Genomic DNA, 15,787 nt, shown 5'->3' on the forward strand with positions numbered 1-15,787 from the left:
GTTTATTTCTCTTCCGCTTTCTTCCCAAAATCAGCAGGATATTTTAGTAATTGCGATAAAATTAATCCTGGAATAGTGGCAAGAAATACCCAAATAAAGAAATTACTGTATCCTAAATATTCCTGTATATAGCCACTAGCCATACCAGGAAGCATCATGCCCAAGGCCATAAAGCCAGTTGCAATGGAGTAGTGGGCTGTTTTGGATTCGCCTTCGGCTACATAAATCAAGTACATCATAAAGGCTGTAAAACCAAAACCGTAACCAAACTGTTCTGCAATAACTGTTGCATAAACGTAATGAACAGAAGCGGGATGAAAATGAGATAAGTAAACAAATCCCAAAATTGGCAGGTGCATTGCTAAGAACATCGGCAACATCCATTTTCGTAATCCTCCTTTTGAGATGGCTATTCCACCGAGAATTCCACCTACCACAAGTGCTGCAACTCCAAACGTACCATATATTATCCCAACATCTTCGGTCGTAAGTCCCATGCCGCCTTTTGCTTTTTCATCGATTAAAAAAGGAGTCAGCATTTTTAATAATTGAGATTCCCCCAATCTGAAAAGCAAAATGAAAGCCAATATAATACCAATTTGTTTCTTTTGGAAAAAAGTAGTAAACACTTTGCCAAAACTCACTTTATGAGTACTTTCAGTTTCTTTAGTTTCTTCAACTTTTGGAGTGGTGAAAAAGTTGTAAACCGTCAAGAATGCCATAATCAGCGCCACAACTATCATGGTGTAAGACCAAGCTTTGCTTTTGTCTCCGAATTTTTGTTCTAAAAAACCGCCCAAAATCACAATCAGCCCGTTTGCGGTTAGCATCGAAAGCCTGTAGAACGTGCTTCTGATTCCTAAGAAAAAAGACTGCTGTTCTTTGGCTAAAGCCAACATATAAAAACCGTCACTAGCCACATCATTAGAGGCTGAGGCAAATGCTGCAACCCAAAACAATGCCAAACTTAACATAAAAAAATGATTCATCGGAATGGTCAATCCAACAATTAAAAACGCAACTGCAATCACTAACTGCATTGCCAAAAACCATTTTCTTTTGGTGGCATATAAATCAATAAACGGGCTCCAAAGCGGTTTGATTACCCAAGGCAAATACAATAAACTGGTGTACACCCCGATATCTTCATTGGCAATGCCTAAATTTTTGTACATAATCACCGAAACCGAAATAATAATGGCATACGGAAATCCCGAAGCAAAATTTAAAAATGGAATCCAATACCAAGGTTTGCTGTCTTTCATTATTTAAGGAGGTTTAATAATTGTTTAAAGATTTAAGGTTTAAAAGTTCAATGTTGTTTAAAGTTTTAAGAGTTTAAAGTTAGACCATCTTAAACTTATTTTAAACAATATTAAACCTTTACTTCATTTGTGTTTCTATTTCCAAATCAATTACAGTTTCTGGACTTTCGTTAGCATAATAATCGACGAAAGTAAAAGCAAAAGCGGCTTTACCAATCATTTTGTATGCCGGAACTTCTATATTGAATTCGTTGTTTTTTTCGGTAACAGCAATTTTATCCATAATTTGACTTGGATCATTAGTGTTTATTTTGGCTGAATTTTTAGCAGCATATACAATGATATAGCGAACTTGTGATGGAAGATTTGGCTTCTGGAAAGAAATATAATAGCTTGATGTATCTTTAGTAACCGAATTGATAAGCAATCTATCGGATATTTGTTTTTTTAAGTTGGGAACAGGCAATGGCAAAGCAGGATATTTGTATTGGTTCTCTTTCAGGATTTTAACCACATCCTGATTTTTGTTTATAAACCATTTGGCACTAAAAAAACCATTTCCCTGCACATTCGGATAGTTACGTGTCAGGTCAATCTGATTTGCTATTTCATAAGTATTATTCCAATGTTTATCTGAATCGGCTCTAATTTTGTAGGAACTGTTTCCTATGTATAAAGCAGTATTAGCGGGAACATTTTCAGACCACCATTTAATCAGTTTTGCATACGAAGCCGTTCTGTGGTCAATGCTCCAATACAATTGAGGGATGATATAATCGATCCAGTTGTTGTTCATCCAATCTATGGGATCCGCAAATAAATCATCATAATTGGTTTGTCCCGATTGAGTGTCGGATCCTTTTAGATCAACCGATTTGTTGCGCCAAACACCAAACGGGCTGATGCCAAACTGTACCCAAGGCTTTAATTTTTTTATATCAAATGAAATATTTTTGACAAAAGCGGCTACATTAGAACGTCTCCAATCTTCAACTGAAAGCCCGTTGCCATATTTTTGATACGATAGAGTATCATTAAAGTCAAGTCCTTTTATTTTATATGGATAAAAATAATCATCAAAGTGTATGGCATCAATATCATATTTTATAACCACTTCTTCCACGATTGCGGTTAAGTGTTTTTGAACTTCAGGCAGAGCTGGATTGTAGTAATATTTGCCACCATATTCAATCATCCACTCGCGGTGTTTATTGTAATCATGATCTATACTTAAGGTTTCGGTCTTTAAATCAAAAGTGGCGCGATACGGATTGAGCCACGCGTGAAATTCAAAACCGCGCTGATGACTTTCTTCGATCATCCATGCGAGCGGATCAAAATTAGGATTGGGCGCTTTTCCTTCAATTCCTGTTAAATATCGGGACCAAGGAGCTAATATCGTTGGATATAATGCATCGCCAACAGAGCGAATTTGTACCACTACAGCATTGTAATTGAGTTTTTGATAGGTATCTAAAATTTGAATGAAGTCAGCTTTTTGTTTTTCAACTGAATCCGAACTGTTTTTTGGCCAGTCAATATTGACAACGGTTGCAATCCAGACCGCTCGAAATTCGTTTTTGGGATGCATATCTCTTCTTTGGGCAAATCCAATAATAGCAGAAAACAACAAATATATAGTCGGGTATAATAAGGACTTCTTTATATACATTATTAATTCTTTTTTATAAAGGAATCAAAAGTAGTTTTTTTAGCTAAGTTTATTCAATTAATTGCCAATAAAATTCGGATTGCCGCTTTAGATCTGGATTATTGTTTAAAAGGATAATGTGCCTAATCCAGCTATCCGCTATAGCCCTCGATTGGAACTCTTTTTTTACTAGCCGTTCTAGGAACTTCCGCTGGTCGCTCTGTACCGACTGTAAAAATTAGAGTTCCAATTCTCGGGGCTGTCGCTTTTATCTGGAGCAAAATTTTGTGTATCGAAGGAGTTTTAGAATTATTTAGGAGCTGTTTGACTCTAAGATTTTTAATCAAAAAAAAGGCGGTAAGTTTTGCATGAAAATTAGCTTCTAGAAAATATTACTCGAAATTTTTCCTCAAATCTATTATGGTTTGATTTGGTAAATCCAAATTCACAAAACCTCTTCTGGGTCTGTCCAAATCTAGCGTAAACAAAACAACCAAAGAAACCAAAAGACAAAATCCAATTTGAACCAGCCAGTCAATCCGTCCTTTTCGTCCTTCTGAATAACCACTGTAAAAGGCACTTATCAAAGCTAGAAAAAACAGCATGATTAAAATACTTTGAGGGACTTTTGTTTTTTCGCCCGCAAGACGGGACGTTGTTATATCAATCATAGTGTTTAAAGCGGGAATCATCTGCTGCGTAGCCACCAAGTTTGCAGGATCTTTAGCCAGAATGCAGGCGCGTTTCCATAATCTAGCCGAAATTACCTGAGATAAACTGTCAGCTTTTAAAATCCCATCCACATCGGCTCCCACTTGGTAAAAGGATATTCTTGCTTCTATATATTCCTTAAAATCATTACGGAATACAGTTCGTGTGGAGTCTGGATATAAATCGCTGCGCAGTAGGGCAGTGCCAATGTCATTTGCTTCTTCTATTACAATTTTTCTACGCGAATCATAGCGGTCACCGCTCATCCCAAATGTAAATGCCAGTAAGAAAAAAAGCAATGCAACAAGCCCAGAAGTTTCAGTAGTTTTATCTGTTGCATGTTTTTTATTCCGAATATAATTACCAGTGAGTTTACCAATATAGCATGCCGTAATCATCAATATAAACAGCAAAATAGCTATTACCCAAGCTTCAGTCTGATTTAGTGTACTTACATCCATAAATTATTTCTTTTTTAGAATGGTGCTTTAAATATAATATACCAATTTAGTCAAAAAAACATCGCAAAGTATTTATATTGAATGTTTTGATTTTTTGAGCTTGCGCTTGTTCGGTATAAAATTAGGGATAGTAGACTATTGATTTGAAAAGGCATTCCATTTTTAATTTCAATAATTTTGTTTTTTTTGCAAAAAATAAGCTTTATTTTATTTGCGTATAATTTTGAGTGTGTATTTGACTTTATTTTGATTTAAAAAGAGAAATATTGTTTTTGTATCCTAATGTTATAAAAAATCAAAATCGTAACTTTAAAGATTGAATTTGTTTTATATATTTGAGCATTACTATTTTTTTTATTGAAAATAGTATTGAAAAGAACACTAAATAATGGTTATTTAATAAAATTAGCAACATGGCATTAAAAGGACTTTTTAGAAAAAAAACAGTTCAAGATATTTTAAGACAAGTCGAAAAAAACAATTTAGAGGGACATGAGGCGTTAGGAAAACATTTGACAACTAAGGATTTAACCGCTTTTGGGATTGCAGCAATTGTTGGAGCCGGTATTTTTAGCACTATCGGGAAAGCTAGTTTTGACGGAGGTCCTGCCGTAATTTTTCTTTTTTTATTTACCGCTATTGCCTGCAGTTTTGCCGCTTTTGCTTATGCTGAATTTGCATCGATGGTTCCGGTTTCCGGAAGTGCTTATACCTATTCGTATGTTGCTTTTGGGGAGTTAATAGCTTGGATTATTGGCTGGGCCTTGATTATGGAATATTCAGTTGGGAATATAACGGTCGCGATTTCATGGAGCGATTACTTTACAGGACTGCTCTCCAGCGGAGGAATAGATTTACCGCAATGGGTGCAAATGGATTATTTGACGGCTTCTAATGGTTTTAAAGATGCCACAGCCTTGATGGAAGGCGGGAAAACTTTTGAAAATTTAAGTGCAGGAATGCAGGATGCCTATACTGCTTGGACAACATCACCAGTGATAGGATCGTTTCATTTTGTTGCCGATTTACCTGCCTTATTGATTATTGTCCTGATTACAGCTTTGATATACAGAGGCATGAAAGAGTCCCGAAACGCCAGTAATATAATGGTGGTTGTAAAAGTCTGTATTGTACTTTTGGTAATAGCTGTTGGTATATTTTATGTAGATACTGCAAACTGGCATCCGTTTGCTCCAAATGGAGTTTCGGGAGTTTTAAAAGGAGTTTCGGCGGTGTTTTTTGCTTATATTGGTTTTGATGCTATTTCGACAACTGCCGAAGAATGTAAAAATCCGCAACGTGATTTGCCTCGAGGGATGATGTGGGCGATTATTATTTGTACGATTCTTTATATAGCCATTGCATTAGTACTGACAGGAATGGTAAGCTACAATAAATTGAATGTTGGAGACCCATTGGCTTTTGTATTTGATCAATTGCATTTAAAATGGATGTCGGGAATTATTGCAGTAAGTGCTGTAGTTGCTATGGCGAGTGTATTGCTGGTTTTTCAAATGGGTCAGCCCCGCATCTGGATGAGTATGAGCCGTGACGGTTTACTTCCAAAGAAATTCTCTACTGTGCATCCAAAGTTCAAAACACCTTCTTTTGCCACAATAGTTGTTGGTTTTGTAGTGGCGGTTCCTGCCTTGTTCATGAATCTGACTATGGTTACCGATTTATGCAGTATTGGTACTTTGTTTGCTTTTGTTTTGGTTTGCGCCGGAGTTTTGGCACTGCAAAACCGAACTGATATTCCAAGAGGGAAATTCAAAACACCTTATATTAATTCAAAATATATTTTTCCATTATTGATTATTATTGCTCTGGTTTTGGCTTTTACTTACAATAAAAAAGCCACTATGGGCTTCATCACAAATGAAACTAAAATCAATGATTCTGAGTTTATAATTACTTCATTAAACAAGGAGGAAACTCAAAAAGTATATGATTATTTGGTAAGCATTGATAGAAAAACCAGTGCTACAGAAAAACTGGATGTAGAGCATTTACTGAGCCAATATCAGGAAGATGATGTGAAATATGCCAGTGTAGTTGCAGGATTGCCAATTTCGGACTCTACTAAATATGAAAGCGGTTTTGACTTGTTCAAACATAAAATACCAATGTGGATTTTCGTGATTGTTATGGTCGGATTAGTATTTTGGTCTTTCAAAGAGAATTTGTCTTTGATTCCGCTTTTGGGCTTAATATGCTGTTTGTACATGATGGCAGAGTTAAGCGTTTGGAATTGGATTTATTTCGGAATCTGGCTACTTATTGGATTGGTCATTTATTTTAGTTTCAGCCGCCATAACAGTAAGTTGAATTTTAAAACGGAATAGTTTTAATTTTGAGCAGTAATTTGTTTTAGAAGCAGAAAGATTTGGCATTTTTGGCAAGATGAGTCCTGCTCTCCGTTTTATCTTTGCTTTTTTTAAAGAAAAAAAAGCAAAGGATATCACTTCGATCAGGGCTAAAAGGGAGGTATAGCGCTTTTTTGTTTACACTTACAATTGGCGTAGATTATAAATAAAAATGAATGTCTTGAATTATTTGATTCAAGACATTTTTTTTGAAAATTTCTTATGAAATACTAAAGCTGTAAAATAGCCCCGATGGAAGGGAAAATCCTTGTATGTCCTTTTTTTAAGGGGACAGACAAGATTGGAATGACAGCGGGAGAAATGCTGTTTTGAAAACTGCTTTTATGCTCCTAAATTCGTATACTGATAAAAAAGTAATTTGCTTGAGTTATTTAAAGGGTTTATCGGTTATTGTTGATGAAATCGTTATAATTGGAACAAAAAACCTCTAAAATTAAACTTTAAACAAAACTTTATTCCTTAATTTTGCATCACTAAAAATAAAAATCACATACTATGAGTTCATTTGACGTAGTCATTATAGGTTCTGGGCCAGGCGGATATGTTTCAGCTATTCGTTGTGCGCAATTAGGTTTCAAAACAGCAATTATAGAAAAATATTCAACTTTGGGAGGAACTTGCTTAAATGTAGGCTGTATTCCATCGAAAGCATTGTTGTCGTCTTCGCATCATTATGCTGAAATTAAGCATTTTGCTGATCATGGAATTGAAGTTTCAGGTGAGGTAAAAGTGAATTTGGAAAAAATGATTGCACGCAAACAAGCAGTTGTAGATCAAACATCAGGAGGAGTAAATTTCTTGATGGAAAAAAATAAAATCACTGTTTTTAATGGTTTAGGATCTTTTGTAGATGCGACTCACGTTGCAATTGCAAAAGCTGACGGAACATCGGAAACGATTGAAGCCAAAAATATTATTATTGCTACGGGTTCAAAACCATCTTCTTTGCCTTTTATCAAAATCGACAAAGAAAGAATCGTTACTTCAACAGAAGCATTGGCTCTTAAAGAAGTGCCTAAACACCTTGTTATTATTGGCGGTGGCGTGATTGGTATTGAATTAGGTCAAGTATATTTACGATTAGGAGCTCAGGTTTCGGTTGTGGAATTTATGGACAGAATTATTCCAGGAATGGATGGTGCTTTGTCTAAAGAATTGACTAAAGTGTTGAAAAAACAAGGAATGAAATTCTATACTTCTCATAAAGTTCAATCAGTTGAGAGAAATGGAGATGCTGTAATTGTTCAAGCTGAAAATGCTAAAGGAGAAACAATTACTTTGGAAGGAGATTATTCATTAGTATCTGTTGGTCGTCGTCCTTACACAGATGGATTGAATGCGGATAAAGCTGGAGTAAAAATTTCGGATAGAGGACAAGTGGAAGTGAATGACCATCTGCAGACTTCGATTTCAAATATTTATGCTATTGGAGATGTGGTTCGCGGAGCTATGCTTGCTCACAAAGCGGAAGAAGAAGGAACGATGGTTGCCGAAATCTTAGCTGGACAAAAACCGCATATTGATTATAACCTGATTCCAGGTGTAGTGTACACTTGGCCAGAGGTTGCTGCTGTTGGACAAACAGAAGAGCAATTGAAAGCATCTGGAACTGAATATAAAGTGGGAAGTTTTCCATTCAAAGCTTTGGGCCGTGCTCGTGCGAGCGGAGATCTTGACGGATTTGTAAAAATCCTTGCTGATGCTAAAACTGATGAAGTTCTTGGAGTGCACATGATTGGCGCAAGAACTGCAGATTTGATTGCTGAAGCAGTTACAGCTATGGAATACAAAGCTTCTGCTGAAGATATTTCAAGAATGTCACACGCGCATCCAACATTTGCGGAAGCAGTAAAAGAAGCTGCATTGGCAGCTACTGATAATAGAGCGTTGCACGTATAATACAGATACACCGTAGAGATGCACTGCAGTGCATCTCTACGGTGTATGTATAAAATAAAAAAAACCGATAGAGAAATCTATCGGTTTTTTTTGTGGGTTTTAGTTAGCTGTAAATAATCCTTTATAACTACTCCATTTAGTATAGATTAAGAATATATTACCAACTAATAAAAAGACAGCTAAAGGAATGCCTTCGGGAGCCAGACAGATATGAGTAAAAAAAATATTAACTGTAATTGGCATCAAAATAATATTAGCAATCTTATTGAACTTACCTGTTATATAAGCTATTCCGCATAGAAGTTCGATAGTTTTTATCAGCGGGAGCAAGTAGCCAGACGCTTTGATTCCATCGTTGAAGATTTTCATATCTCCTTTTAAAACTGGTTCTGGAAATAAATGAAAAAAGAAGCTTATAGAAGCAAAAAGCAATAATAATCCAATTAGAGAACGAATGATAATAGTAGCAATTTTCATATTTAGTAGATTTTTGTTTTGATGCTGTTTTTTTAATTGATTAAGTTTTTTTAATCAAAATGCGTAACTGATTTTCGGGTAAATAGGTTTTTGTAGCTTTTTCTATGGGCGTAGATTAAAAATAAATTTCCTAAAAAAATAAATATAGCAAGAGGCAGTCCATTTGGATTCAAAAAGAAATCGATGAATAATATATTTGTGGTAACCGGTAAAATAATGATATTGGTTAAGACAACGTATTGACCAAGGAGGTATGAAATCCCGCATAATAATATAGTTATTTCAATTAATGGCATTAGATAAACAGAAGAAATCAACCCAACATGGAATGCTTTGAAGTTTTCTGTGCTCTCAAGCTCGGGCATTAAATTAAAAAAATAGGCGAGAGATACTAAAATTAGCAATAAGCCAATTACAGTGCGGATAAAAAAAGTAGCAGTTTTCATATTTTTTAATTTTTTGGTTAAATGTTTAAGTGATAACTCAAGGACAGCCAGAGTTGCTGTTATAATACCTTATTCATCCATTTACCATTGATAGTTTTCTGAGGCCGAAAACTAAGTCCTTTGTCTAGTGTACACAAATTTAGTTAATTTTTTTCTTATTATTTGTTTTTAAATTATTTTTATTGTGAATAATATTTTAAAATTGAAATTATTTCTTTTTTTCTGGTTGAAATTATTTATAATGAAAACGGGTAAAATCTAAACCAAAAAGATTTGAGATTTTACCCGTTTTACTAAATGATTTTTAGGTTAAAAATCTTAAGCTATAAGAGTATTTTATTACTTTTTGATATATTTCTTATAAAGGAAATATGCGCCAATGGCTACTAAAAGCAACCACCAGATTTCAAATAATAAAACTATGATATTAAGAAGAACATACCAGCCCGATTTTAGAGAATCGAGTATGCGGATGCCGATATTTGGCTTGTAATAATTAGAGTCTTTTGTGCTGGCAATAATCTCTTGTTTTACAGATTCGTTTTGATATATCTTGATCGTCAGCGTGCTAAAATTGACTTGATCTTCGATGGATAAATTTTCTAATTTAGCGTTGTCGTTTTGTTCTTTTTTGTTAGCCAAAGTATTTTCGGCTTCCATGATGTCGTTAATTTTTTTGCCTTTTGTGTCAATTGCCTTTTCTATTCTCTTTTCATTGCTGGTGCTTCTTGTTTGTGAAAGCTGATTAGAAAGCATTTTTAGGGAAACATCGTCAGCCTTTATGATTCGGTAATCGAGAAAATCAATTTGCTTTGCGATCGATTTTATGACTGTATCAAGCCGTTTATTAGGAACCCGAATGGTAATGTCATTTTCTACATTGTATCGAATTGTTTGGAGTGTGCTGTCTAGGCTTATTTTGGTTTCAAATTCATCAATAATTGTGCTTTGCAGATTGGTATAAGTAACAAATCCATCAAATTTATTGGTGATGTTTTCAATAGTGTAGGTAGATTTGGTTACGTTTTTTACTTTGAATTTTATGTCGGCTGTACGAATGAATTTTCTTGCGCTGCCTTCTTTTTCGACCGCTGCAGAGGAGGAAATGGTATCTGCGGCTATTTTTGCATCAGCAGTTTCTTCTTCGTAGGCACTACTTTTTTTACAGCTAATAATTAAAGAAATAACGGCTAATAGGATTAAGCCGCGTTTCACAATTTTGTTCATAGAATTTGTTTTAAGGGTGAAAAATAGATTTTTTTTGATTGATTGTTTTTGAATTTTCAAGCTTGAATTCCGTATCAAATATATAATGTTTTAACAAGTAAAAACTTTTTTAATATTTATTTAACTAAGGTGCAGTTTTGTGAAACTTCTTCTTGAGAACCCATATTTTTTATTGTAATTTTGAAGTCCATAAATAGATTGATTTTTGAGAACTTCCATTTACAAATTTATTGAAGACCCAATAGCTTTCAAGCAGCAGCTTGTGGAGTGGGGACAGCAATTTCGTGAAATAACTTTTCTAGACAGCAATTCATTTTCAGATGAATATTCTAGCTTCGACTGCGTGTTGGCAGCTGATGCTTTTACATCGATAAAAACAGATTATCACAATGCTTTTGAAGATTTAAAACAATACCAACAGACGACTAAAGATTGGTTATTTGGTTATTTGGCGTATGATTTAAAAAATAATGTAGAGCATTTAGAGTCGAATAATTTTGATGGTCTGGATTTTGCTGATTTGTTCTTTTTTCAGCCTAAAAAGTTGTTTTTGCTAAAGGGGAATCAGCTCGAAATCCAATATCTAAATATGTGTGATGATGAAGTTGAAGAAGATTTTAATGAGATAGTAAAAAGTCAAAAATCGAAAGTCGAAAGCGAGGATAAAATAATAATTAACCAAAGGATTTCAAAAGACAGCTATATTTATAAGGTTGCCAAATTATTAGAGCATATTCACCAAGGAGATGTTTATGAAGCTAATTTTTGCATGGAGTTTTTTGCAGAAAATGCTAAAATCAATCCTTTGGAAAAATTCCTGAAACTCAATGAAATTTCACAAGCGCCTTTTACTGTTTTTTTTAAGAACAATAAACAGTTTCTGCTTTCTGCTTCGCCAGAAAGATATCTTAAAAAAGAAGGAGAAAGTCTTATTTCGCAACCTATAAAAGGAACTTCTAAACGATTTGCTGATCCAATTGAAGATGAAATATCTAAAAATAATTTGGCACACGATCCTAAAGAAAGAGCCGAAAATATCATGATAACCGACTTAGTTCGAAATGATTTGTCACACACAGCTCAAAAAGCTACGGTTGAAGTTAAAGAGCTTTGTGGAATTTATTCGTTTCTGCAAGTACATCAAATGATTTCGACAATTACTTCCAAAATGGATCCAAAATACGCAACAGTAGATGCACTTAGAACTACATTTCCCATGGGAAGTATGACCGGAGCTCCCAAATATGCGGCAATGAAAATCATTGAAGAGCTAGAGGAAACCAAACGCGGATTGTATAGTGGTGCTGTTGGGTATTTTTCGCCCAATGGAGACTTCGATTTTAATGTAGTCATTCGCAGTATTTTATATAATGAGGAGCGTGAGTACGTGTCGTTTTCTGTTGGCAGTGCGATAACTTCGCTGTCTATTCCAGAAAAAGAATATGAGGAATGTTTGCTCAAAGCAAAAGCAATGCTTGAAGTTTTGCAGGAAGAGAGGTTATAATTGGTTAAACAATAATCAGTATTTTTGAATTAAAATAAAATTGCATCCCGCAAAATTATGAGAAACAAATAGCAGAGATGAAAAATATACTTCAAAATCATATCGAAAATGAGATTCCTTTTTTGAGCCAAAAAAAACTGCTGCTTGCAGTAAGCGGTGGCTTGGATAGTATGGTTTTATTGCATTTGTTTCAAGAATTGAAATTTGATATCGCCATAGCTCATTGTAATTTTCAGCTTCGCGGAATGGAAAGTTTTGGCGATCAAAAATTTGTTCAGGATTATGCCGAGGCTAATGAAATACCTGTTTTTGTAACACAATTTGATACTGAGGCTTTCGCCAAAGATTATAAATTATCTACTCAAGTTGCGGCTAGAGAGCTGCGGTACAATTGGTTTTATGAGCTGTTGGAAGAAGAAAAATTCGATTACATACTCACGGCACATCATGCTGATGACAATCTGGAAACTTTTTTAATCAATTTCACAAGAGGAACAGGATTGGAAGGATTGACTGGCATTCCGGTTGAGAATGACAAAATAATAAGGCCTTTACTTTTTTTGACCCGCAGTGAAATTGATGATTATGCCAAAGAACATGAAATTCAATGGAGAGAAGACAGCAGTAACGTATCAGACAAGTATGTGAGAAACAAAATACGTCATCATCTGGTTCCTATTTTGAAAGAATTGAATCCTAATTTTATGGCTTCATTTTTGAAAACCGAAAATTATCTGCAGCAATCACAATCCATGGTTGAAGACGCGGCTTCGATGGTGTATCAGCAGGTAGCTCATGAGGAAGGTGATCAGATTCATTTTGATCTAAGCAAGCTGTTGAAATTATCAAATTATCAGTCTTATTTGTATCAATGGCTGAAAGAATTTGGGTTTACCGCTTGGGGTGATATTTATGATTTGGTAAATGGTCAGTCTGGAAAACAGGTGTTTGCATCCGGATACCGATTATTGAAAGACAGAGATTCATTAATTGTATGTCCTATTAATGAGGAGAAAAGTACAGCTGAATTTCATATTGCCGAAAATCAGACGGAAGTTAATATTCCCTTAAAATTGAGCTTATGTAAAGTGTCTGACATTTCGATTGAATCAAATAAAACTATCTTTGTGGACGCTGATCGGCTAGCTTATCCTTTAGTGGTGCGAAAATGGAAAACAGGTGATATTTTTATGCCTTTTGGCATGAACGGGAAGTCGAAGAAAGTGAGCAAGCTTTTTAAAGATGAAAAATTATCATTGATTGAAAAGGAAAATACGTGGATTTTGTGTTCAGGAGATCAGATAGTCTGGGTAATTGGAATACGTGCAGATCACCGATTCAGAACAATTGACACAACAAAAAACATACTTAAAATAGAATTAATTTAGATATAAATAATGAAGAAACTACTTTTTATACTGTTTGCTTTTTTAGCTTTTACCAAAGTAAATGCTCAGGTCTTGGATCCCGCAAAATGGACAACAGCAATCGAAAAAAAATCGGAAACAAATTATATTTTAACTTTTAATGCAGTAATAGAAAAGGATTGGCATATTTATTCTCAATTCACTCCCGATGGAGGACCGTTGCCTTTGGAGATTACTTTTAAAGATCAAAAAGGGAATTTTGAGTTAGTAGGCAAAGCCAAAGAAAGCAAAACAACTACAGCTTTCAATGATGTTTTTGGAGTGAATGAAATATTTTTTCATGATAAAGCTCAAATTCAGCAAGAAATAAAGCTGGTAAATCCTAAAGTTACTGCTATTCAAGCTGAATTGAATTATCAAATATGTAAAGAGGTTTGTATCAATCTGGAAAAGAAATTTACTTTTAAAATTCCAGGAACGACAACAAATACTGCTGTTGAAATAGTTCCGGTTGCAGTTACAGCGCAGAACGCTACTCAAATTGACACTGCAAGTATTGTTCCAGTGGCTGTAGAAAAGAGTGTTCCAGCTGTAAAAGCTAATACAGTAGAACAACCAAAATCAGATCCTGCTTCACAAAGAGGATTATGGTCTATTTTCTTTATTGCTTTTTTCTCGGGGTTTGCAGCTTTGCTGACGCCTTGCGTGTTTCCTATGATTCCAATGACAGTGAGTTTTTTTACCAAACAAAGCAAAACTAAAGCTGCGGGAATTAAAAACGCTATTATTTATGGGGTTTCAATTATTTTGATTTATGTGCTATTAGGGTTTGTTGTTACTTGGATTTTTGGTGCTGATGCATTGAATGCCTTATCTACCAATGTTTATTTCAATATTATATTCTTTATTTTACTGGTTGTTTTTGCAACTTCATTCTTGGGTGCTTTTGAGATTATGCTGCCTAATTCGTGGGCAAATAAAGTTGACAGTCAAGCTGACAGAGGCGGAATTATTGGGATTTTATTCATGGCATTAGCTTTGGCTATTGTTTCCTTTTCTTGTACTGGGCCTATTGTTGGTACGCTTTTAGTCGATGCAGCTTCCAAAGGCGGTATCGCGCCTATAGTTGGGATGTTTGGATTTTCATTAGCATTAGCCCTGCCTTTTATGCTTTTTGCTATGTTTCCGGGATGGCTGAATTCTTTGCCTAAATCAGGCGGATGGCTGAATACAGTAAAAGTTGTTTTAGGGTTTCTGGAGTTGGCTTTGGCTTTCAAATTTTTATCCAATGCTGATTTAGTATTGCAATTGCATTTGCTGGAAAGAGAAGTGTTTCTAGTGATTTGGATTGCTATTTTTGGAGTTTTGGCTTTTTATTTATTCGGAAAAATAACAATGCCGCATGATAGTCCGTTATCTCATATTTCTGTGGGCAGGCTGTGTTTAGGATTGTTGGTTTTGTCTTTCACGATTTATTTAATACCTGGCCTTTGGGGAGCTCCTCTTAAATTGATAAGTGCATTTCCTCCACCAATGGAATATAGTGAAAGCCCTTACGGCGTTGGTGGTTCTAACGCTGGGAATACTGCCTTGCCTGAAGGAGCAAAATTGGGACCTCACCAAATTGTTGTTTTCGATGATTATGATAAAGGCCTGGCGTATGCCAAAACAGTGAACAAACCTATAATGCTTGATTTTACAGGTCACGCCTGTGTGAACTGCAGAAAAATGGAAAATAATGTTTGGTCGGATAAGAGTATACTTCCAATCCTTAAAAATGAAGTTGTTTTGATTTCTTTATATGTAGATGATCAAAGACCACTGTCAAAAAGCGAACAGTTTACCTCTAAAACTACAGGCGCAGAAATTGAAACGATAGGGGATAAATGGACTGATTTTATGATCTCAAAATACAATACCAATACACAGCCTCTATATGTTTTGACTGATTTGCAAGGCAATAATTTAAATGAAAAACAACCAACTATAAGTTATGTGAGTGTGGAAGAATATGAATCTTGGCTGAAAGCCGGTATTTCGAAGTTTAGGAAATAAATATATTAATTCACTGTTTTATTAAAACCTGTTCATTTAAACGAACAGGTTTTTTTTGTTAATTTTTTGAATTTTTAATATTTTTTTAAGCTTTTAATTTGAATTTGGAATTTAAAGAATGGAATTTTTATTTTGAAAGAACTAAATGATGTAGTTGGCGGTTTTTATTATTCATTTAATCGAAAATATATTAAAAAGTAGATTAATGAATTCTTAACTCTATAAATTTGCACTTAAGTATTTGAATGGCAAGTGTTTATATGTGTATTTTTCTTATAAAAAATATTTGCCTTCTAAAAACAGCTTTATTTAAATTTTTAAGTAAATCAGAAAATAG

At 34.6% G+C, this 15,787-nt stretch carries 11 protein-coding genes; 5 read left to right on the forward strand and 6 right to left on the reverse strand.

Annotated elements, in window-relative coordinates; all coding sequences use genetic code 11:
- Window positions 1–2 precede the first annotated feature (2 nt).
- The 3 genes from CLU83_RS04075 to CLU83_RS04090 all read right to left on the reverse strand — a co-directional run bounded on the left by CLU83_RS04075 (window position 3) and on the right by CLU83_RS04090 (window position 4,088).
- Entirely contained in the window at window positions 3–1,265 is a 1,263-nt protein-coding gene (locus CLU83_RS04075) for an MFS transporter (RefSeq protein ID WP_100430425.1), read from the reverse strand.
- A gap of 118 nt (window positions 1,266–1,383) precedes the next feature.
- A complete protein-coding gene (locus CLU83_RS04080; protein WP_100430426.1) occupies window positions 1,384–2,937 on the reverse strand; it encodes a glycoside hydrolase family 10 protein in 1,554 nt (517 codons plus the stop codon).
- A gap of 371 nt (window positions 2,938–3,308) precedes the next feature.
- Complete coding sequence (locus CLU83_RS04090) at window positions 3,309–4,088, reverse strand: hypothetical protein (RefSeq protein WP_100430428.1); 780 nt, start codon at window positions 4,086–4,088, stop codon at window positions 3,309–3,311.
- A 413-nt stretch (window positions 4,089–4,501) separates the two neighbouring features.
- On the opposite strand from CLU83_RS04090, the gene CLU83_RS04095 reads away from it, so the two are divergent.
- Window positions 4,502–6,433, forward strand: coding sequence for an amino acid permease (locus CLU83_RS04095; protein WP_100430429.1), 1,932 nt, complete (start codon window positions 4,502–4,504; stop codon window positions 6,431–6,433).
- A gap of 537 nt (window positions 6,434–6,970) precedes the next feature.
- On the forward strand, window positions 6,971–8,374 hold the full coding sequence (lpdA, locus tag CLU83_RS04100; protein WP_100430430.1) for a dihydrolipoyl dehydrogenase: 1,404 nt from the start codon (window positions 6,971–6,973) through the stop codon (window positions 8,372–8,374).
- Between the two features lie 99 nt (window positions 8,375–8,473).
- Here the strand turns inward: lpdA and CLU83_RS04105 are convergent, their stop codons facing one another.
- The 3 genes from CLU83_RS04105 to CLU83_RS04115 all read right to left on the reverse strand — a co-directional run bounded on the left by CLU83_RS04105 (window position 8,474) and on the right by CLU83_RS04115 (window position 10,524).
- Window positions 8,474–8,851 (reverse strand): DoxX family membrane protein, encoded by a 378-nt coding sequence (locus tag CLU83_RS04105; RefSeq protein WP_100430431.1) that lies wholly within the window; start codon window positions 8,849–8,851, stop codon window positions 8,474–8,476.
- A 50-nt stretch (window positions 8,852–8,901) separates the two neighbouring features.
- A complete protein-coding gene (locus CLU83_RS04110; RefSeq protein WP_100430432.1) occupies window positions 8,902–9,297 on the reverse strand; it encodes a DoxX family protein in 396 nt (131 codons plus the stop codon).
- A gap of 339 nt (window positions 9,298–9,636) precedes the next feature.
- Window positions 9,637–10,524 carry a DUF4349 domain-containing protein gene (locus CLU83_RS04115; protein ID WP_100430433.1) on the reverse strand — a complete coding sequence of 296 codons (888 nt, stop codon included), beginning with the start codon at window positions 10,522–10,524 and terminating at the stop codon, window positions 9,637–9,639.
- Window positions 10,525–10,729: 205 nt separating this feature from the next.
- On the opposite strand from CLU83_RS04115, the gene CLU83_RS04120 reads away from it, so the two are divergent.
- From CLU83_RS04120 to CLU83_RS04130, 3 genes are all read left to right on the forward strand, one after another.
- Window positions 10,730–12,028 carry an anthranilate synthase component I family protein gene (locus CLU83_RS04120; protein WP_100430434.1) on the forward strand — a complete coding sequence of 433 codons (1,299 nt, stop codon included), beginning with the start codon at window positions 10,730–10,732 and terminating at the stop codon, window positions 12,026–12,028.
- 77 nt (window positions 12,029–12,105) lie between these two features.
- Window positions 12,106–13,416, forward strand: a complete 1,311-nt coding sequence (tilS, locus tag CLU83_RS04125) for a tRNA lysidine(34) synthetase TilS (protein ID WP_100430435.1) — start codon at window positions 12,106–12,108, stop codon at window positions 13,414–13,416.
- A gap of 9 nt (window positions 13,417–13,425) precedes the next feature.
- Window positions 13,426–15,450: a thioredoxin family protein gene (locus CLU83_RS04130; RefSeq protein WP_100430436.1), complete on the forward strand. Its 2,025-nt coding sequence runs from the start codon at window positions 13,426–13,428 to the stop codon at window positions 15,448–15,450.
- Window positions 15,451–15,787 lie beyond the last annotated feature (337 nt).

The sequence above is a fragment of the Flavobacterium sp. 1 genome, assembly GCF_002797935.1.
Lineage (GTDB): Bacteria > Bacteroidota > Bacteroidia > Flavobacteriales > Flavobacteriaceae > Flavobacterium.

What these genes read in the sequence shown, in the direction of transcription:
- CLU83_RS04075 (WP_100430425.1), bottom strand. Translation starts at nt 1,265, where the DNA reads ATGAAAGACAGCAAACCTTGGTATTGGATTCCATTTTTAAATTTTGCT.
- CLU83_RS04080 (WP_100430426.1), bottom strand. Translation starts at nt 2,937, where the DNA reads ATGTATATAAAGAAGTCCTTATTATACCCGACTATATATTTGTTGTTT.
- CLU83_RS04090 (WP_100430428.1), bottom strand. Translation starts at nt 4,088, where the DNA reads ATGGATGTAAGTACACTAAATCAGACTGAAGCTTGGGTAATAGCTATT.
- CLU83_RS04095 (WP_100430429.1), top strand. Translation starts at nt 4,502, where the DNA reads ATGGCATTAAAAGGACTTTTTAGAAAAAAAACAGTTCAAGATATTTTA.
- lpdA (WP_100430430.1), top strand. Translation starts at nt 6,971, where the DNA reads ATGAGTTCATTTGACGTAGTCATTATAGGTTCTGGGCCAGGCGGATAT.
- CLU83_RS04105 (WP_100430431.1), bottom strand. Translation starts at nt 8,851, where the DNA reads ATGAAAATTGCTACTATTATCATTCGTTCTCTAATTGGATTATTATTG.
- CLU83_RS04110 (WP_100430432.1), bottom strand. Translation starts at nt 9,297, where the DNA reads ATGAAAACTGCTACTTTTTTTATCCGCACTGTAATTGGCTTATTGCTA.
- CLU83_RS04115 (WP_100430433.1), bottom strand. Translation starts at nt 10,524, where the DNA reads ATGAACAAAATTGTGAAACGCGGCTTAATCCTATTAGCCGTTATTTCT.
- tilS (WP_100430435.1), top strand. Translation starts at nt 12,106, where the DNA reads ATGAAAAATATACTTCAAAATCATATCGAAAATGAGATTCCTTTTTTG.
- CLU83_RS04130 (WP_100430436.1), top strand. Translation starts at nt 13,426, where the DNA reads ATGAAGAAACTACTTTTTATACTGTTTGCTTTTTTAGCTTTTACCAAA.